Source organism: Curtobacterium sp. Leaf183 (assembly GCF_001424385.1).
Lineage (GTDB): Bacteria > Actinomycetota > Actinomycetes > Actinomycetales > Microbacteriaceae > Curtobacterium.
This window is the reverse complement of sequence record NZ_LMPO01000001.1, coordinates 75,246-94,344: the sequence shown is the minus strand read 5'-3', so window position 1 is coordinate 94,344 and position 19,099 is coordinate 75,246. Positions and strand designations below refer to the sequence as shown.

17 protein-coding genes and 1 pseudogene are annotated in these 19,099 nt (G+C 71.4%); 7 read left to right on the top strand and 11 right to left on the bottom strand.

Annotated features, from left to right (window positions below; translation table 11 throughout):
- Positions 1–13: 13 nt before the first annotated feature.
- From ASG04_RS00410 to ASG04_RS00400, 3 genes are all read left to right on the top strand, one after another.
- Complete coding sequence (locus ASG04_RS00410; protein WP_056118696.1) at positions 14–1,009, top strand: Gfo/Idh/MocA family protein; 996 nt, start codon at positions 14–16, stop codon at positions 1,007–1,009.
- Positions 1,010–1,082: 73 nt separating this feature from the next.
- A complete protein-coding gene (gene dacB, locus ASG04_RS00405; RefSeq protein ID WP_056118693.1) occupies positions 1,083–2,579 on the top strand; it encodes a D-alanyl-D-alanine carboxypeptidase/D-alanyl-D-alanine-endopeptidase in 1,497 nt (498 codons plus the stop codon).
- Between the two features lie 41 nt (positions 2,580–2,620).
- Positions 2,621–3,241, top strand: a complete 621-nt coding sequence (locus ASG04_RS00400; protein WP_056118690.1) for an isochorismatase family protein — start codon at positions 2,621–2,623, stop codon at positions 3,239–3,241.
- Between the two features lie 25 nt (positions 3,242–3,266).
- Here ASG04_RS00400 and ASG04_RS00395 read toward each other — a convergent pair whose 3' ends face one another.
- The 10 genes and pseudogenes from ASG04_RS00395 to ASG04_RS00350 form a co-directional block, all read right to left on the bottom strand.
- On the bottom strand, positions 3,267–5,147 hold the full coding sequence (locus ASG04_RS00395) for an ABC transporter ATP-binding protein (RefSeq protein ID WP_056118686.1): 1,881 nt from the start codon (positions 5,145–5,147) through the stop codon (positions 3,267–3,269).
- Between the two features lie 6 nt (positions 5,148–5,153).
- Positions 5,154–5,369: a hypothetical protein gene (locus ASG04_RS00390; protein WP_056118685.1), complete on the bottom strand. Its 216-nt coding sequence runs from the start codon at positions 5,367–5,369 to the stop codon at positions 5,154–5,156.
- 275 nt (positions 5,370–5,644) lie between these two features.
- Positions 5,645–7,063, bottom strand: coding sequence for an MFS transporter (locus ASG04_RS00385; RefSeq protein WP_056118682.1), 1,419 nt, complete (start codon positions 7,061–7,063; stop codon positions 5,645–5,647).
- Between the two features lie 190 nt (positions 7,064–7,253).
- A pseudogene (gene ribA, locus ASG04_RS00380) lies at positions 7,254–7,892 on the bottom strand (GTP cyclohydrolase II); the annotation flags it as partial.
- 14 nt (positions 7,893–7,906) lie between these two features.
- Entirely contained in the window at positions 7,907–8,962 is a 1,056-nt protein-coding gene (gene ribD / locus ASG04_RS00375; RefSeq protein WP_056118678.1) for a bifunctional diaminohydroxyphosphoribosylaminopyrimidine deaminase/5-amino-6-(5-phosphoribosylamino)uracil reductase RibD, read from the bottom strand.
- A 44-nt stretch (positions 8,963–9,006) separates the two neighbouring features.
- On the bottom strand, positions 9,007–9,612 hold the full coding sequence (locus ASG04_RS00370; RefSeq protein WP_056118675.1) for a GNAT family N-acetyltransferase: 606 nt from the start codon (positions 9,610–9,612) through the stop codon (positions 9,007–9,009).
- Between the two features lies 1 nt (position 9,613).
- Positions 9,614–10,624 (bottom strand): tryptophan--tRNA ligase, encoded by a 1,011-nt coding sequence (gene trpS, locus ASG04_RS00365; protein ID WP_056118672.1) that lies wholly within the window; start codon positions 10,622–10,624, stop codon positions 9,614–9,616.
- A 40-nt stretch (positions 10,625–10,664) separates the two neighbouring features.
- Positions 10,665–11,507, bottom strand: coding sequence for an exodeoxyribonuclease III (locus ASG04_RS00360; RefSeq protein ID WP_056118668.1), 843 nt, complete (start codon positions 11,505–11,507; stop codon positions 10,665–10,667).
- A 180-nt stretch (positions 11,508–11,687) separates the two neighbouring features.
- A complete protein-coding gene (locus ASG04_RS00355; RefSeq protein ID WP_056118665.1) occupies positions 11,688–11,960 on the bottom strand; it encodes an HPr family phosphocarrier protein in 273 nt (90 codons plus the stop codon).
- A 70-nt stretch (positions 11,961–12,030) separates the two neighbouring features.
- Positions 12,031–12,801: a DeoR/GlpR family DNA-binding transcription regulator gene (locus tag ASG04_RS00350; protein ID WP_056118659.1), complete on the bottom strand. Its 771-nt coding sequence runs from the start codon at positions 12,799–12,801 to the stop codon at positions 12,031–12,033.
- Positions 12,802–13,056: 255 nt separating this feature from the next.
- On the opposite strand from ASG04_RS00350, the gene ptsP reads away from it, so the two are divergent.
- The 4 genes from ptsP to ASG04_RS00330 all read left to right on the top strand — a co-directional run bounded on the left by ptsP (position 13,057) and on the right by ASG04_RS00330 (position 18,030).
- On the top strand, positions 13,057–14,712 hold the full coding sequence (ptsP, locus tag ASG04_RS00345; protein WP_056118657.1) for a phosphoenolpyruvate--protein phosphotransferase: 1,656 nt from the start codon (positions 13,057–13,059) through the stop codon (positions 14,710–14,712).
- Positions 14,713–14,774: 62 nt separating this feature from the next.
- Positions 14,775–16,331, top strand: coding sequence for a PTS mannitol transporter subunit IICB (locus tag ASG04_RS00340; RefSeq protein WP_056118654.1), 1,557 nt, complete (start codon positions 14,775–14,777; stop codon positions 16,329–16,331).
- Between the two features lie 101 nt (positions 16,332–16,432).
- Positions 16,433–16,870 (top strand): PTS sugar transporter subunit IIA, encoded by a 438-nt coding sequence (locus ASG04_RS00335; RefSeq protein WP_056118651.1) that lies wholly within the window; start codon positions 16,433–16,435, stop codon positions 16,868–16,870.
- Positions 16,867–18,030 carry a mannitol-1-phosphate 5-dehydrogenase gene (locus tag ASG04_RS00330; RefSeq protein WP_056118648.1) on the top strand — a complete coding sequence of 388 codons (1,164 nt, stop codon included), beginning with the start codon at positions 16,867–16,869 and terminating at the stop codon, positions 18,028–18,030. Before ASG04_RS00335 ends, ASG04_RS00330 begins: the two co-directional genes overlap by 4 nt.
- An 82-nt stretch (positions 18,031–18,112) precedes the next feature.
- Here ASG04_RS00330 and ASG04_RS00325 read toward each other — a convergent pair whose 3' ends face one another.
- Entirely contained in the window at positions 18,113–19,093 is a 981-nt protein-coding gene (locus ASG04_RS00325) for a diacylglycerol/lipid kinase family protein (protein ID WP_056118647.1), read from the bottom strand.
- Between the last annotated feature and the right edge of the window lie 6 nt (positions 19,094–19,099).

The following is a 19,099-nucleotide window of genomic DNA, read 5'->3' as shown; positions in this document are numbered from 1 at the left end:
GTAGACATGCCGCATGACCGTTCGATGGGGAGTCATCGGGACGGGCGGCATCGCCCGGTCCTTCGTCGGCGACTGCACTCGTGCGGGGGTGGCGTTCGTCGCGGTGGGCAGTCGCACGCGCGAGAGCGCGCAGTCGTTCGCCACCGAGTTCGGCATCCCGCGCGCACACGGCAGCTACGCGGACCTCGTCGCCGACCCCGAGGTCGACGCCGTCTACGTGGCGACCCCGCACTCCCGCCACGCCGAGGACGCGCTGCTCGCGATCGAGGCAGGCAAGCACGTGCTCGTGGAGAAGGCCTTCACCATCACGGCGGACGAGGCCCAGCGGGTCGTCGACGCGGCCCGCGCGCGCGGTGTCGTCGTCATGGAGGCGATGTGGACACGCTTCCTGCCGCAGATGACGATGCTCCGCCAGGTGGTCGCCGAGGGGCGCATCGGCCGGCCCCGCATCGTCGAGGCGTCGCACCACCAGGCCCTGCCGAGCGACCCGTCGCACCGCCTCAACGACCCGGCGCTCGGCGGCGGCGCGATCCTCGACCTCGGCGTCTACCCGATCTCGTTCGCGATCGACGTGCTCGGTGCGCCGACTGCCGTGGCGGCGGCCGGCACGCTCAGCGAACAGGGGGTCGACACCCAGATGGGCATCGTGATGACCCACGACGGCGGCGCGCAGTCGCTCGTGCACTTCGCCCTCGACGTGCGGAGCCCGAACACGGCGTCCGTGATCGGCGACGACGGCCGGATCGACCTCGACGCGACCTGGTACACCCCGACGACCTGGCGGATCCGGGACCGCGACGGTGCGGTGGTCGAGGAGTTCGACAGCCGAGAGGAACTCACCGGCTACGCGCACGAGGTCCGCGCCTTCGAGGCGATGGTCACGTCGGGGGACCACGAGGCCACGGCGATGACGCCCGACGGCACCATCGCCGTGATGCGCGCGATGGACGAGGCACGGCGCCAGGTCGGCGTCCGCTACGCCGCGGACGAGGCCCCCGCCGCGCGGTGACGTCGGCAGCCGGGCGGGTGACCGCAGGAACCGGTCTGGAGGCTCCTGCCGCAGTTCCGTAGGATCGCTTGCGATGTCCGAGCAACCGTCCGAACCCGACCGACCGTCCGTGCCCGCACGGCTGAGCGGGGCCTTCGCCGCGATCCGTGCATCGATCGCCCGCAAGCCCGTGCCCTGGGTGATCGGCGGTCTGGCCGCCGTGCTCGTGCTCGGGTCCGGCGGAGCGGTCGCGGTCGCATCGGCCACGGCGCCCACCGCCGCACGGGCACCGGTCGCGTCGGCGTCGACGAGCCCGAGCGCGCGGACGAGCGCCTCGGCCGCGCCGTCACCGTCGGCCACCGTCCCGCCGCGGACGGTCCCGGCTGACGCCCCGGGCCCCAGCGCGCTGCGGACGTGCTCGATCGCGAGTGCCGCGTCGGCGTCCGGCCTCGGCGACTTCGAGGGGTACGTGATGAACGCCGCCACCGGGGAGATGCTGTTCTCGCGGAAGGGCGACACCGCTGCCCAGACCGGCAGCGTGATGAAGACCCTGACGACGGCGACTGCCCTCGCGGTCCTCGGCGGCGGCCACACCATCCCCACGACGGTCACGGACGAGGGCAACGGGTCGATCGCGATCGTCGGCCACGGTGACGCCACGCTGTCCGCGGGCGGCGCGACCGTCTACCCCGGCGCCCCGACCCTCGGCCAGCTCGCGCAGCAGGTGAAGGCCAAGCTCGGCGACGCACCCGTCACGACCATCGTCACCGACGACACCTACTGGAACGACGCCGACGCCTGGGACCCGACCTGGCCGGTCAGCGAGCGGACGATCGGGTACCAGCCCGAGGTCACGGCGCTCATGGTCGACGGTGACCGGGCGAACCCCGGCGCCGCGACCTCGCCGCGCTCCGAGGACCCGGTGGGTCGTGCTGGTGCCGCCTTCCGCACCGCCCTCGCGAACGCCGGTGTCGTCGGTGCCGGCAGCGCGCAGATCGTCAAGCGTGCGACCACCAGCCAGTCCACGATCGCCCAGGTGGACTCGCAGCCCGTCTCCACCCTGATCGGGCAGATGATTCCGAACTCGGACAACACCCTCGCCGAGATGCTCGCCCGCATCTCCTCGCGCGAGTCCGGCGCAGGCGGCTCCGCTGCGTCGCTGACGAGCGTGTACCAGAAGGCGTTGTCGTCGTACGGGGTCGACCCGTCGGGCATCGTGATCAAGGACGGCTCGGGCGAGAGCGCTGCGAACGCGGTGTCGCCGGACTTCGTCGCGCACCTCATGGTGCAGGTGGCGGCGGGTGCGAAGGGCCTCGACACCCTGGCGCAGTCGCTCCCCGTCTCCGGACAGTCCGGCACGCTGTCCAGCCGCTTCACCGGGGCGAACGCCGTGGCGCGGGGCAAGGTGCACGCGAAGACCGGGTGGATCGACAGTGCCAACACGCTCGGCGGCTACATCGACGCCGCCGACGGCACGAAGCTGACCTTCGCGTTCTACGCGATCGGGTCGTCGCGGGCCGCGGCGCTGCCGGCGCTCGACGCCGTGACGGCGGCCGCGTACACCTGTGGGAACAGGCTCACGAACAGCTGACCCCCGACCGACCGGCACGCCGGGCCGTGTTGGATGGGTCCATGACCCGGGCACTCATCGTCGTGGACGTGCAGAACGACTTCACCGAGGGCGGGGCGCTGGGCGTCACCGGAGGACAGGCACTCGCCGGCCGCATCTCCGCCTTCCTCGCCCGGCACGGCGACGAGTACGACCTGATCGTGGGGTCGCGCGACTGGCACCACGGTGACGACGACAACGGCGGGCACTTCGCCGTCGGCGTCGAACCGGACTTCGTCACCACCTGGCCCGTGCACTGCGTCGCCGGGACGCCGGGGGCGGAGTACCACCCCGAGCTCGACACGGCGCCGATCGACGTGCACGTGATGAAGGGCCAGGGCGAGCCGGCGTACTCGGCGTTCGAGGGGACCACCGACACCGGTCAGGACCTCGCTGACGTGCTGTTCGACCGCGCGGTCCACGAGATCGCGATCGTCGGCATCGCGACCGACCACTGCGTCCGGGCCACCGCGCAGGACGGCCTGCGCGCGGGGCTCGACGTCGTCGTCCTCCGCGACCTGGTCGTCGGCGTCGATCCGGGGCGGAGCGCCACCGCGCTGGCGGAGATCGCCGACGCCGGTGGGCACGTGGACCAGAGCGACATGGACGAGGGCATCGGGCGGCCCGGGGGAGCGCTGGTCTGACGGAGGCCGCGCAGACGGGTCGGCCTCAGACCAGGAGCTGGTGCTTCGCCAGGTCGCGGTACAGCGGGGTCGACTCGACGAGCTCGGAGTGCGTCCCGACCCCGACGACGCGCCCGTGCTCGAGCACCACGATGACGTCCGAGTCCACCACCGTCGACAGCCGGTGCGCGATGACGAGCAGGGTGCGGTCCTCGGCGACGGCGTCGATCGCCAGACGCATCTTCTGCTCGTTGACACCGTCGAGCGACGAGGTCGACTCGTCGAGCAGCAGGATCGGGGGAGCGGCGAGCAGCGCACGGGCGATCGCCAGGCGCTGGCGCTCGCCACCGGAGAGCATCACACCGTCCTCGCCCACCTGGGCGTCGAGCCCGCGGGGGTCGCGGTGCAGGACGTCACCGAGGTTCACGGCCTCGAGCACGCGGACGCAGTCGTCCTCGGATGCGTTCGGCGACCCGAGCAGCAGGTTCGCGCGGATGGTGCCGGCCAGCACGGGGGCGTCCTGTTCGACGTACCCGATCTGGGCACGGAGCTCGTCACGGTCGAGGCCACGGACGTCGATGCCACCGAGGCGGATCACCCCGTCGGTCGGGTCGTAGAAGCGCTCGATCAGGGCGAGGGTCGTCGACTTGCCGGCACCGGACGGACCCACGAGAGCGACACGCGAACCGCGGCGGACCCGGAAGGAGACGTCGTGCAGCACCGCCTGCTCGGCGTCGGGCGCGTCGGCGGCCGGGGCGCGGCCTGCTGGGTGGTCGGAACGGTCACCGGACGCGACCGCGCCGTCCGGACCGGACGCGACCGCGCCGTCGGGACCGGACGCGTCAGCGGACCGGGCGTACCGGAACGTGACGTGTTCGAAGGTGATCGCGTCGTCGGTCGCGATCGCGGCGCTGGGGCGGACGGCCGCGTCGTCCTGGTCCTCGGTGGGCAGGTGCAGGATCTCCTCGATCCGGCCGAGCGCGCCGAGCGCCTGGGCGACGGCGACCGCGGCACCCATGGCCTGGCCGAGCGGCATGATCATCATGAAGAGCAGCAGGATGAACGTGATGAGCGTGGCGATGGTGATCGTGCCTGCGGCGACCTGGGCTCCGCCGACGCCGAGGACGGCGATGAACGCGACCTGCATCACGATGCTCGCGACGGGGACGACGAACGCGGACATCTTCGCGATGTCGAGACCGCGGCGGTACGCCTCGGTGGCGTGGGTGTCGACCTCGGTGACCTCGCGCTCCGTGGCACCGGCGGCGCGGATGGTGCGGACGGCACCGATGCCGCGCTCGACGGCCGCGGTGAGGTCGCCGACCTTCTCCTGCGCACGCTTCGACGCGACGCGGATCCGGCGGCTCAGACCGCCGACGACGACGATGGCGACGAGCACGATGGCGAGGGTGATGCCGAGCAGCAGCGGGTCGATGACCGCCATCGCGATGATCGCGCCGATGAAGGTGAGCGAGCCGCCGATCGACTCGATGAGGCCCTGGGTCAGCACGGCCCGCAGCAGGGTCGTGTCGCTGCCGACCCGGGACACCAGGTCACCGGTGCGGCGCGTGTCGAACTCGGAGATCGGCAGGTTGAGGATCCGGGCGATGAGCTTGCGGCGGGTCGACAGCACGACGCCTTCCCCCGCACGCTGCAGCAGGAAGTGCTGGATGCCGTTGAGCAGCCCGGAGACGATGACGAGCCCGACCAGCAACCACACGAGCATGCTCAGCGTGTTGCCGTGCTGCACCGCCGTGATCACCTGGTTCACGAGCAGCGGCTGCGCCAGGGAGGCGCCCGCACCCAGGACGCTGAGCACGATGATGACGACCATCGCGGGCTTGTTCTCGAACAGGTACGACAGCAGCCGGCCGAACGTGGCGCGGGGGCCGTCGGTCTTCTTGGGGCGGGCGAAGGGGAGGCTCATCGTGTCCTAGTTTCTGCCGTACTTCTTGTGCACTGCCTGGCGGCTGACGCCGAGGAGCGTGGCGATCTCCTGCCACGACGCACCGGCGTTCCGAGCCCGCCGGGCGGCGAGTTCCTCGGTCCGGTCGAGCTCGCGTCGGAGCTCGCGCACGCTGGCCAGGGCGTCGAACGGGTCGTCCCCGCTGGCCCCGGCGGCGAGGTGCGTGATGGTCGGCCGGTCCATGCATGTCAACCTACATTGACGTACCGACACGCGTCAACCTGAGTTGACGCGCAGGCGGGGGCCGCGGGGGTGCCGACGCCGAACGACATCGTCGATGTCGTACGACTGCGGGTCTGTCGTCTCGGCGGCACTCCATGCGCCAGGTGCCACTCATGCGACATCGTCGCTGTCGTACGACGTCGCTCCTGTCGCTCCTCGGGTTCGGGCCGCACCGAGACGGACGGGAGGCCCGGTGCCAGCTGGCACCGGGCCTCCCGTCCGTTCGGAGGTCCGGACTACGGCGTGCGGCTCGCGTCCGTCGGCTCGGCGCTCCGCGCCGCGCCCGCGTCGGCCGCGCTCCAGTCGGTGCCGCGGGTCTCCCGGACGAGCAGCAGCGCGACGAGGGTGACCACGGCTGCGATGGTCAGGTAGAGCCCGACGAGGAAGATGTCGCCGTCCGGCTTCCACAGCGCCAGGGCGATGGTCGGCGCCAGCGAGGCGCCCAGGATCGACGCGACGTTGTAGGCCAGCGCGGAGCCCGTGTACCGGACGTTCGTCGGGAAGAGCTCCGGCAGCAGCGCACCCATCGGGCCGAACGTCAGGCCCATCAGCGACAGGCCGACGATCAGGAACGTCACGACGGTGATCGGTCCGGTCGAGGCGGCGAACCAGAACTGGAACGTCAGACCGAACAGGGCGATGCCGATCGTGGTCGGGATCAGCGTGCGACGACGTCCGAACCGGTCCGCGAGCATGCCGGCGATCGGGGTGAAGATGCCGAAGAACACCACGCCGATCATGAGCAGGGTGAGGAACTCGCCGCGCGAGTAGCCGAGCCCGACCTTCGGGACGAGCGCCGAGGCGGTGGACCCCGTCGTGCCGTAGGACAGCGTGAACGTCGTCATGAAGTAGAACAGCACGTACGTGGCGACCATGCCGAAGGTGCCGACGATGAGCGCCTTCCACGAGGTGCGGAACACCCGGCCGAGCGGCACCTTCGCGACGGTGCCGGACTCCTGCACCCCGCGGAACACGGTCGACTCGACCAGGCGGAACCGGACGTACAGGCCGACGAGCACGAGCACGGCGGAGAGCAGGAACGGCAGGCGCCAGCCCCACGCCTGGAAGTCCGGGTTCGGCGTGCCGTCCGCGCCGGCCGGCATCGCGGCGTTGATCGCGATGAACAGGCCGTTGGCGAGCAGGAAGCCGATCGGCGCGCCGAGCTGGGGCATCGACCCGAAGACACCCCGCTTGCCCTCGGGGGCGTTCTCGGTCGCCAGGAGCGCTGCACCGGACCACTCGCCGCCGAGGCCGACACCCTGGGCGAAGCGCATCACCGCGAGCAGGACGGGCGCCCAGATGCCGATCGAGTCGAACGTCGGCAGGCAGCCGATCAGGAACGTCGCGGTCCCCATGACCAGCAGTGACGCGACGAGCGTGGTCTTGCGGCCGATGCGGTCACCGAAGTGGCCGAAGAGGACCGACCCGACCGGTCGCGCGAAGAACGCGAGGGCGAACGTGACGAACGAGGACAGCTGCGACGCGGTCGGGTCCTCGTTCGGGAAGAAGAGCGTCGGGAAGACGAGCACCGCGGCGGTCGCGTAGACGTAGAAGTCGTAGAACTCGATCGACGTGCCGATCAGGCTCGCGACGACGACGCGGGAGCGCGGGTTGGTCTTCTGGGTGGGTGCGGGGGCAGCCGAGGTGGCGGACATGCGGGCGACTCCGAGGAGAGCGTCGTGGGACGCAGAGGGCGCGAACGGCGGACTCGGACCGGGCCGCGAGGTGGGCGGCTGCTCGGTCGGGTGCGTTCGGGTGGTGGTGGGCCGCTCGTGACGGGGAGGCCCAGTGTACGACGGATGTCGTGGACCTGCGAATCCGCCGAGGGTCTGCCGGTGCCGGTGGCTACTGGTGTGCGCCGGCTTCCAGGTGCTCGGGGAGCTGGTGGCCCATCCGGTCGCGCTTGGTGTCGAGGTACCCGGCGTTCTGCACGGAGATGCCGACGACGAGCGGCACGAGGGTGTCGACCGCGATGCCGTGCTCTTCGAGCTGACGCTGCTTCTCCGGGTTGTTCGACAGCAGTCGCACGCGGTGGATGCCGAGGTCGGCGAGGATGCCGGCTGCGCCGCCGTACGCCCGCGAGTCCGCCGGCAGCCCGAGCGCCAGGTTGGCGTCGAGCGTGTCCAGGCCGTCCTCTTGCAGGCGGTACGCCTTGAGCTTGTTCACGAGACCGATGCCGCGGCCCTCGTGCCCGCGCAGGTAGACGACCACGCCGCCCTCGGCCGCGATCGTGTCGAGGGCGGCGTCGAGCTGCGGACCGCACTCGCACTTGAGCGACCCGAAGGCCTCGCCCGTCAGGCACTCCGAGTGCACGCGGACGAGGGCGCCGTCGACGGGAGCGTCGCCGTCAGGTGTCAGACCGATGACGGCGACGTGCTCGGCCCCGGTGACCAGGTCACGGTAGGCGCGCATCTCGAAGGTGCCGTGGGTCGTCGGGACGTTCGTGGCGACTTCGAACCGGACCGGGCTGCCCGGGACGGGAGAGGTCAGTGCGTCGGTCATGGGGTGCTCCGGTCGGTACGGGCCCCGTCGTCAGCGTGCTCGTCGTGGTGTCGGCGGGAGTCGACACGGACGGGTCGTGCACGCACCAGCAGGTCGGGGCCGAGGCTGGTGGTCGATAGTACGTCCAACCGCAGACGCTGGTTCATGCTTCCCACGCCGATGTCGGAAAGTGCAACACGCGGACCGCCGAGCAGCACCGGGGCCAGGTAGACGAGGACCTCGTCGACGAGTCCAGCCGCGATGAAGGCGGACGCGACGGTGGGGCCACCCTCGACGAACACCGTGCGGACGCCCCGGTCCGCAAGCGAGCCCAGCGCGACGTGGAGGTCGTGGCCGGGCAGGTGCACCAGCCCGCGCGGGTGTGCGCGGACGGCGGCGTCGCCGGGCACGGCACGGTCGCCGAGCACGACGGGCAGCGGCTGGTCGGCCAGGAACTCGCCGGCGTCACCCCGCGCGGTCAGCGACGGGTCGTCCGCCAGGACGGTGCCGGTCCCGACCAGGATCGCGTCGTGCGCGGCGCGCTGCTCGTGCACGTGCTGCCGGGCGGCCGCGCCGGTGATCCACCGGCTCGTGCCGTCCGCCGCGGCGGTGCGGCCGTCGAGGCTCGACGCCCACTTCACGGTCACCCACGGGCGCCCCCGGCGGACCGACAGCAGCCAGCGCTCGAGGAAGGCGGACGCCTGGTCGGCGAGCACGCCGGACACGACGTCGACGCCGGCCGCGCGGAGTCGGTCGGCACCGCCGTGCGCCTGCGGACCGGGGTCGTCGATCGCGTACACGACCCGACCGACACCGGCCTCGATGAGCGCCACCGAGCAGGGCCCGGTCCGGCCGGTGTGGTCGCACGGTTCGAGGGTGACGACGACGGTCGCACCCCGGAGCTGGTCCGGCGTGAGCCGCGACATCGCGTCGACCTCGGCATGGGGTGTGCCGGCACCGCGGTGCCAGCCCTCGGCCAGCGTGGTGCCGTCCGGAGCGAGCACGACGGCACCGACCCGGGCGTGGTCGCCCACGACGGGTCCCTGGGCCGCGAGCTCGAGACCACGGCGCATGGCCTGGACCTCGGTCGCGGACGCCCCTGACGACGTTCGCTCGTTCACGGACCGAGACTACCGGCGTGACCGGCCTCTGGACGCCCGGCGCCGTACGATTCGGTCGGCCAGGGCAGGTCCGACGCGGGCACCCCGTCGGCACGGAGCAGTCCCTTCCACGCCGGCGTGGGGCCACCGTCGCGGCTGGGGATGTCCGCGTCGCCGGTGCCGGTGTAGGCGAAGCCGGCGCGACGGGCGACGGCGGCCGACGCCGTGTTGCCGACGTAGCACTCCCACGACACGTCGGGCGCCCCGCGGTCGAACGCCCAGTCGACGACGAGCGACACCGCCTCGTGCACCAGGCCACGGCCCCGTGCCGACGGCGCGAGCCAGAACCCGAGGTCGCGCCGCTCGGTGCGCCACGAGACCACGCCGTCGAGCCACGTCGAGCCCGGTCGCCGGATCGCCCAGGTGTACTCGCGGTCGGACGCCCAGCCGGGCCCGACGAGCGCGTCGACGAAGGCGTTCGCGTCCTGCGGCCGGTACGGCGTGGGGATCGTGGTCCAACGGACGACCTCGGGGTCCTGGCAGCCCTCGGTGATCGCGACGGTGTCCGCGCGCGTCGGGACCTCGAGCAGCACCCGCTCCGAGCGCAGCGTGACGGGCAGCACGTCAGCGACGACCGCGCGGCACGAAGCCGATGCGGTCGTACACCCGGGCGAGGGTGTCCTCGGCGATCGCGGACGCGCGGTCGGCACCGACGGCGAGCAGTCGGTCGAGCTCGGCCGGGTCGTCGAGGAGCTCGAGCGTGCGGGCACGCACCGGCTCGATCTCGGCGACGACGGCGTCCGCCACCGCGGCCTTGAGGTCGCCGTAGCCCTTGCCCGCGAACGCGTCCTCGAGCGACGCGACCGGCGTGCGCGTGAACGCCGACAGGATCGCCAGCAGGTTCGTCACCCCGGGCTTGGCGGCACGGTCGGCCCGGATCTCGCGCTCAGTGTCGGTCACCGCGGAGCGGATCTTCTTGGCCGTGCGCTTCGGGTCGTCGAGCAGGCGGACGAGACCGTTGTCCGACGCGGCGGACTTGCTCATCTTGCTCGTGGGGTCCTGCAGGTCGTAGATGCGTGCGGTCTCGGTGCCGATCTGCGCGGTGGGCACCACGAAGGTCTCGCCGAACCGGGAGTTGAAGCGGTTGGCCAGGTCGCGGGTGAGTTCGACGTGCTGGCGCTGGTCGTCGCCGACCGGCACCACGGCGGTGTCGTAGAGCAGGATGTCCGCCGCCATCAGCACGGGGTAGGTGAACAGGCCCACCGACGCCGCCTCGGCACCCTGGCGCGCGGACTTGTCCTTGAACTGCGTCATCCGGCTGGCCTCGCCGAAGCCCGTCAGCGTGTTGAGGACCCAGGCGAGCTCGGCGTGCGCCGGCACGTGGGACTGCACGAACAGGGTGGACTTCGACGGGTCGATGCCCGAGGCGATGTACTGCGCCGCGGTCGCCCGGGTGCTCGCGCGGAGTTCCGCCGGGTCCTGCGGCGAGGTGATGGCGTGCATGTCGACGACGCAGTAGATCGCGTCGTGCTCGTCCTGCAGGTCGCGCCACTGCATGAGCGCCCCGATGTAGTTGCCGAGGTGGAGCGAGCCGGCGGACGGCTGGATGCCCGAGAAGATGCGGGTCTTGGTCATGGTGCGGGTCCTGTACGTGACGTGCTGGGAGGTGGGGGAGTCAGAGTTCGTAGTCGACGACCACGGGGGCGTGGTCGGACCATCGCTGGTCGTACGCGTCGGCGCGGTCGACCGTGTACGAACGGACCTTCGCCGCGAGCTCGGGCGTGGCCATCTGGTAGTCGATGCGCCAGCCGGAGTCGTTGTCGAAGGCCTGGCCGCGCCAGGACCACCACGTGTACGGACCGTCGACGTCGCCCGCCTGGTCGCGACCGACGTCCACCCACCCGAGACCGGGCCCGGTGGAGTCGTCCGCCCCGGTGACATCGGTGCCCTCGGCGCCGAAGAAGCGGCTGAAGTACGCGCGCTCCCGCGGCAGGAAGCCGGCACGCTTGACGTTGCCCTTCCAGTTCTTGATGTCACGCTCGTCATGCCCGACGTTCAGGTCACCGACGACGACCGCGAGCGGGTTGTGGGCGCGCAGAGCGGGCAGCCGCTCGGTCATGGCGTCGAGGAACTGCCACTTCTGCTCCTGCTTGTCGGTGCCGACCTCGCCCGAGTGCACGTACGTCGACACCACCGTCACGAGGGTGCCGCCGATCTCGTAGTCCGCTTCGAGCCAGCGACCGGCGGAGTCGAACTCCGACGGGCCGAGCTCGACGCGGTGGATGTGCGCCCGGTGCTTCGACGCGATGGCGACCCCGGCGCGGCCCTTGGCCGATGCGGGGTCGTGCACGACGTCCCACTCGTCGCCGAGCAGCCCGGTCAGGTCGTCGGTCGACGCGCGCACCTCTTGCAGCGCCAGCACGTCGACGTCACGCGTGGCCAGCCAGTCGCCCATGCCCTTGCGGAAGGCGGCGCGGACGCCGTTCACGTTGACGGATGCGAGGCGCAGGCGGGTCATGCCGACCACCTTATCGGCGGGGTGGGACGTACAGGACGACCGACCTCGCAGGCTCGGTCGGCGCTGGCGCCGCGCGCCGCTGGCGCGTCGCAACATGCGGAGCGCGCGCGGGAGGCCCGGTGCCAGCTGGCACCGGGCCTCCCGTCAGACAGGTGGTCGCGGTTGACGCGACGGTCGCGGTCAGGCCGCGTCGTGGTCCGTCTTCAGGAACTCGACCAGGCTGTCCGCGGTGGTCTCGGCGTCGTCGCCGGACACCGTCAGCGTGACCTCGTCGCCGTTCTCGACGCCCAGGCCGAGCAGGCCGAGGATGCTGCCGGCGTTGGCGGACTTGTCGCCCTTGGTGATCGTGACCTGGTGGCCCGACGCGGTGACGGTCTGGACGAACAGGGACGCCGGGCGGGCGTGCAGCCCGGATCCGCTGGCGACGGTGACGGTGCGGGTGGCTTCGGACATCGATTGACTCCTCGTCGATGGGTGGTGCGCTCATGGTAGCGAGCGGCCGGGGGTGGGTCGGACGGAACGGTCAGGGACGGCCAGGCCAGAACACCTCGGTGCCGGCGGCCTCGACCTCGCGGACCAGGTCGAGGTTCACACCGGGGTCGGTGATGATCGTGTCGATCGCGGCCAGGGGTGCGACGCGGCCGAACTCCTCGCGACCGAACTTCGTGTGGTCCGCCAGCAGGATGCTCCGGCGCGCGGACTTGATCATCGCGGACTTGACCGCGGCCTCGGCCATGTTGTGGGTCGTCAAGCCCCGCTCGGGGGTGATGCCGTTGATGCTGATGAACGCGACGTCGACGCTGACCATCCCGATCAGCTGGTGCGTCCAGGTGCCGACGCCCGCGAGCGAGTCGCTGCGGATGTTGCCACCGAGCAGGTGCAGGTCGATGCCCGCGCGGTTCGCCACCGCCATCGCGACCGGCAGCGAGTGGGTGACCACCGTCAGCCCGCGGTCGGTCGGCAGCATCTCGGCCAGGCAGATCGTCGACGTGCCCGCGTCGATCATGATCGAGCCGTTCTCGGGGAGCTCCTCGAGTGCGGCCTCGGCGATGACCATCTTCTCGGTCTGGTTGATGCCGCCGCGGTCGCCGACCCCGGGGTGCAGCGTGATGCGCTCGACCGGGATGGCACCGCCGTGTGCGCGGCGGACGAGTCCGCGGCGCTCGAGCGAGGTGAGGTCGCGACGGATCGTCTCCGGGGTCACCTCGAGGAGCTCGGCGAGGTCCTTGACGTCGACCCGGCCAGCGGCACGCGCCTGGTCGACGATGCGCTGGTGGCGCTCTGGTGCGTACATGGGACCTCGTCGTCGGGCTCGGATCGGGGCGGAACGGACACGGACGGGCAGATTCCGCCGGAGGAGCCCCGGAGTGGGGGGGACTCCAGACGGAAACGGGCATCTGTTTGTGTATTTTTATCCCCGGATGTGTTTGTTTGTCAACGCGGATCGATGTAGTGTGCTCCACAGCCGCACGGACGTGGTCCGCTTCGTGTGCGCAGCACCGAACCGAACCACCCCACCGCAAGCGCGCGTGAGATGAAGGAGTCTCGAATGCCCGAACTGCTCGGAACCGGCGTCGGCCGTGGCGTCGCCCACGGCCCCGTGCTCCGCATGGCGGACCCGCTCGGCGAACCGTCGACGGCGGCACTCGAGGGCTCGGCGGACGACGCCAAGCAGTCCGTGCACGCGGCGCTCGCCGCGGTGGCCGAGGACCTCAACAAGCGCGGGCAGCTCGCCGGTGGCGATGCCCAGGCCGTGCTCGAGGCCCAGGCGCTCATGGCGCAGGACCCGACGCTGCTCGACGACGTGCACGCCCGCGTCGACGGCGGCACCAACGCCGAGCGCGCCGTGTTCGAGGCGTTCGGCCAGTTCCGCGACCTGCTCGTCTCGATGGGTGGGTACATGGGGGAGCGGGCGACCGACCTCGACGACGTCGCCCAGCGCATCATCGCCAAGCTCCGCGGCGTGCACGCCCCCGGTGTCCCCGAGTCGGACACCCCGTTCGTGCTCGTCGCCCGTGACCTCGCGCCGGCGGACACCGCACTCCTCGACCTCGACAAGGTCCTCGCACTCGTCACCCGCGACGGCGGCCCGACCTCGCACACGGCGATCCTCGCCCGTGCCAAGGGCATCACCGCGATCGTCGGGGTGACCGGCGCGGACGACCTGTCCGACGGCACCCACGTCGTCGTCGACGCCGCGGCCGGCACCGTCGTGACCGACCCCTCGCCGGAGCTCGTCGCCGACGTCGACCAGCGCATCGCCGACCGCCTCGCCGCCGCAGCCGCACCGCTCACCGCCGGTGCCCTGTCCGACGGCCACCTCGTGCCGCTCCTGGCGAACCTCGGCAGCCCCGCCGACGCCGCGGGCGCCGTTGCTCTCGGTGCGGAGGGCGTGGGGCTCTTCCGCACCGAGTTCCTCTTCCTCGACTCGCCGAAGGCACCGACGGTCGCCGAGCAGCAGGAGTCCTACCGCCAGCTCCTCGCCGCGTTCCCCGGCAAGAAGGTCGTCGTCCGGGCGCTCGACGCCGGTGCGGACAAGCCGCTGCCGTTCCTCACCGACAAGGACGAGGAGAACCCGGCGCTCGGCCGGCGTGGGCTCCGCGCGCTCCGGAACCACCCCGAGGTGCTGCGCGACCAGCTCACCGCCCTCGCCCAGGCCGATGCCGAGACCGAAGCGGACCTGTGGGTGATGGCCCCCATGGTCGCCGACGCCGAGGAGACCGAGTACTTCGTCGACCTGGCCCGCGAGCTCGGGATCCGCACCGCGGGCGTGATGGCCGAGGTCCCCTCGCTCGCGCTCCTGGCCGAACAGGTCTTCCAGTCCGCCGACTTCGTGTCGATCGGCACGAACGACCTGACCCAGTACACGATGGCCGCCGACCGCATGCTCGGCACCGTCGCGTCGTACCAGGACCCGTGGCACCCGGCCGTCCTGCGCCTCGTCGCGCAGCTCGGCAGCGCCGGTGCCGACGCGGGCAAGGGAGTCGGCATCTGCGGCGAGGCCGCAGCCGACCCGCTGCTCGCCGTCGTCCTGGTCGGCCTCGGCGCCACCACCCTCTCCATGACCCCCGCGGCCCTCGCCGACGTGCGCGCCGAACTCGGCAGGCACACGCTCGACGAAGCCCGCGAGATGGCCCGGGCGGCACTCGCCGCGTCCACGGCGGCGGCTGCCAAGTCCGCCGCGGCGGCCGCGCACGCCGTCTAGCCCCTGCTCCACAACCCGTCACCCTCCACGCAGCAGCACCACCACACAGAAAGTCACCGCACATGACAACGTCGTCCGTTGCAGCGCCTGACGCTCCCGCGAAGTCGCGGGGAGGCGCACGCGTCGCCGTCCAGAAGTTCGGCACGTTCCTCTCCGGCATGGTCATGCCCAACATCGCGATCTTCATCGCGTGGGGCATCATCACCGCGTTCTTCATCCAGACCGGCTGGACGCCCGTCGGCGTCCTCGGTGGCTTCGGCGAGACCGCCGGGGTCGCCAACCCCGGGCTCGTCGGCCCGATCCTGACCTACCTGATCCCGCTCGCGATCGCGATCCAGGGCGGCCGGATGGTCTACGAGACCCGCGGCGCGGTCGTCGGCTCGATCATGACCATGGGCGTCATCGTCGGGGCCTCGGGCACCACGATGATCCTCGGTGCGATGATCTGCGGGCCGCTCGGCGCGTACCTGATCAAGCAGATCGACAAGATCTGGGACGGCAAGATCAAGCCGGGCTTCGAGATGCTCGTCAACAACTACGCGGCCGGCATCCTCGGCTTCGTGCTCGCGATGATCGGGTTCTTCTGGCTCGCGCCGCTGTTCAAGCTCATCGCCGAGGGCCTCGGCGACGCCGTGAACTTCCTCGTCCAGCACTCCCTGCTGCCCGTCGCGAGCATCATCATCGAGCCCGCCAAGGTGTTCTTCCTCAACAACGCCATCAACCACGGCGTGCTCGACCAGCTCGGCGCGCAGCAGGTCCAGGAGTCCGGCAAGAGCATCCTCTTCCTGCTCGAGGCGAACCCCGGCCCCGGCCTCGGCATCCTGCTCGCCTTCACCTTCTTCGGTGTCGGCATCGCCCGCTCGACCGCTCCCGGCGCGATCATCATCCAGTTCTTCGGCGGCATCCACGAGATCTACTTCCCGTACGTGCTGCAGAAGCCGGTCCTGTTCATCGCCGTCATCCTCGGTGGTGCGACCGGTGTCGCCACGAACGTCGCGTTCAAGTCCGGTCTGGTCGCGCCTGCGTCGCCGGGTTCGATCTTCGCGGTGCTCGGCGCCACGGAGCGCAACAGCTTCCTCGGCGTCATCCTGTCCGTGGTGCTGTCGGCCGCGGTGTCCTTCGCCGTCGCGTCGTTCTTCCTCATCACGACCCGCAAGCGCGACCTGGCGAACGGCGGCGGCGACATGAGCGCCGCGATGGCCAAGCTGCAGGCGAACAAGGGCCGCGACGTCAACGCCGCGACCGCCGGCCTGCTCGGCAACAACTCGCCCGCCAACGAGGAAGAGGCCGAGGCATCCCTCGGCGGCGTCGGCTCGGCCAGCACCGCGACGGCCACCCGCGCGCAGAACGTGGTGTTCGCCTGCGACGCCGGCATGGGCTCCAGCGCGATGGGCGCCAGCGTCCTGCGCAACAAGGTGAAGAAGGCCGGCATCGAGGGCGTCACCGTCGTCAACAAGGCCATCGCGAACCTGACGGGTGACGAGGACCTCATCATCACGCAGGAGGAACTGACGGACCGCGCGAAGCAGAAGAACCCGAACGCACAGCACGTGTCGGTCGGCAACTTCATGAACGCACCGCAGTACGACCAGGTCGTCGAGCAGCTGAAGAACCAGTAACGACCGCTGGTCCGACGACCAGTCAACGAGAGCACGATGGAGAGGGGACGGGCGACCGTCCCCTCTCGTCATCACGATCCACGAACGAAGGAGAACCCCCGATGCCCGTCCTGCAGGAGAGCCAGATCCGGATCCACACCGAGGACACCGCCCCGACCAAGTCGGAGGCGATGAAGGAGGCTGCCGAGATCCTCGAGGCTGCGGGCGCGGTCACGGCGGACTACTACCCGGCGATGCTCGAGCGCGAGAAGAGCGTCTCGACGTACATGGGCAACTTCCTCGCCATCCCGCACGGCACGAACGACGCCAAGGACGCCATCAAGTCCTCGGCGCTGTCGTTCATCCGCTACGCGGCGCCGATCGACTGGGACGGCAACGAGGTCCGGTTCGTCGTCGGCATCGCCGGCGTCAACAACGAGCACCTCGACATCCTCTCCAAGATCGCGATCGTGTTCTCCGACGAGGACGAGGTCGCCAAGCTGACCGACGCCCCCGACACCGCGGCGATCCTCGCGATCCTGGGCGAGGTCAACGAGTGAGCGACGGACAGCGCACCGCGGTCCACTTCGGCGCCGGCAACATCGGCCGCGGGTTCGTCGGGCTGCTGCTGCACCAGGCGGGCTACGAGGTCGTCTTCGCCGACGTCGCCGCCCCGCTCATCGACGCCCTCGCCGCGGCGGACTCGTACACCGTGCACGAGGTCGGCCAGGACGCCCAGGACCACGAGGTCACTGGCTTCCGCGCACTGAACAGCGCGCAGGACGAGCAGGCCGTGGTCGACGCGATCGCCACCGCCGAGGTCGTCACGTGCGCCGTCGGGCCGAATGTGCTCAAGTTCATCGCACCGGTCATCGCGAAGGGCCTCGCCGCACGCGATGCCGACGCGGCCCCGATCGCCGTGATGGCCTGCGAGAACGCGCTCAACGCCACCGACATCCTGCGCGGCTTCGTCGTCGACGCGCTCCCGGCCGACACCCGCGACCAGGCCCTCGCCAAGGCGGTCTTCGCGAACACCGCGGTCGACCGCATCGTCCCGGCCCAGGCTGCCGACGGCGGCCTCGACGTCACGGTCGAGACCTACTTCGAGTGGGCGATCGACCGCACCCCGTTCGGCGGGCACGAGCCGGAGATCCCCGGCGCGCACTACGTCGACGGGCTCGCGGCCTCGATCGAGCGCAAGCTCTTCACCGTCAACACGGGCCACGCCACCGTCGCGTACCACGGCTTCCTCGCCGGTGCGGACAAGATCTCCGACGCGATCGCGATCCCCGCGGTGCGCTCCGAGCTGGAGTCGGTGCTCGCCGAGACGAGCGACCTGCTGGTCCGTCGGCACGAGCTCGACCCCGAGGTGCACTGCGCCTACGTGCAGGCGATCATCGCCCGGTTCGAGAACGTGCACCTGCCCGACACGGTCACCCGTGTCGGCCGGCAGCCGCTCCGCAAGCTGTCCCGCGACGAGCGCTTCGTCTCACCCGCTGCCGCGCTGGCCGAGGACGGCACCGAGCCGACTGCGCTGCTCGGCGCGATGGGTGCGGCGCTCCGTTTCGACGTCCCCGACGACGAACAGAGCGTCGAACTGCAGGCGCTGCTCGCCTCGGACCAGTCCGACGCCGAGGTCGTGACGCAGATCACGGGCCTCGAGCAGCAGCACCCGCTGCACGCCGCCTTCGCCGAGCGGGTGCGGTCCGCGCGCGCCTGACGGTCCGACGCGACCCCCTGACAGGACGGGAGGCCCAGGTGCCAGCTGGCACCGGGCCTCCTGTCCGTCAGGGGGTCGCGCCTCAGGCGCCCCGGAGCGTCAGCCCGCCGTGGCGGACCGTCAGGACCGCCTGCACCACGGTGCCGAACGGGTCGCCGTCGAGCTGGACCTGCTGCGGTTCGTCGAGCGTCATCGCGAGCCGCCGGGCGGTCGTGTAGCCCAGTGCGCGCGACTTCGGGAGGAACCACGCGAGCAGGCGTCCGAAGCGCGTGCGGTGGTGGAACCGGTTCATGGACAGTCCCCAGCCGACCTTGGTCCACCCCATCGCGCCGTCCGGCCGGAACGCGACGGCGTCGAGCACCCCGTCGTCGGGCCGCGCCGCCGGCAGCAGGAGCACGCCGGCGGTCAGCGTGCCGCAGTTCCCGACGATGACGGTGTGCGCGCGCATGCTCCGCTCCGGCGCGTCGTCCAACCGGTAGCGCAGTTCGATGCGGCGGTTCCCGAGCACCGACCGCGCGATCGGGTCGGAGTACGCGACCCAGCCGAAGTGCTTCTTGAGCCGGGCGTTCGTGTTCGCCGCCATGCTCGCGTCGAGGCCGATGCCCGCCATCACCAGGAAGGCGTGCCGACTCGTGGCACCGTCGGCCCGCGTGAGGTCCGCGAAGGCGATGTCCACCTGCCGGTCGGCTCCGTGGAAGGCCCTGCGGACCGCCCCCGTGACGTCGTTCAGGCGCACCCCGAGGTTCCGCGCGTACAGGTTGCCCGTCCCGGTCGGGACCAGGGCGAGCGGGATGCCGGACTCGTGCAGCTCCTCGGCGGCGACCCGGAGCGTGCCGTCGCCACCCGCCACGAGCACCACGTCGGCACCGCTGTCCCGCGCCGCGCGTGCCGCCGCGCGGCCGTCGTCGTCCCGGGCGGTCTCGAACCAGCGGGTGTCGGCCCACCCGAGGGTCTCCTGTTCGGTCGTCACCGCGGCGCGGAGCACGCGGACGTCGATGCCCGACGGGTTGACGACGACCGCGGCCCGAGGTGGACGCGCAGCGGAGGGCTCGGGGGACGACACGGAGCC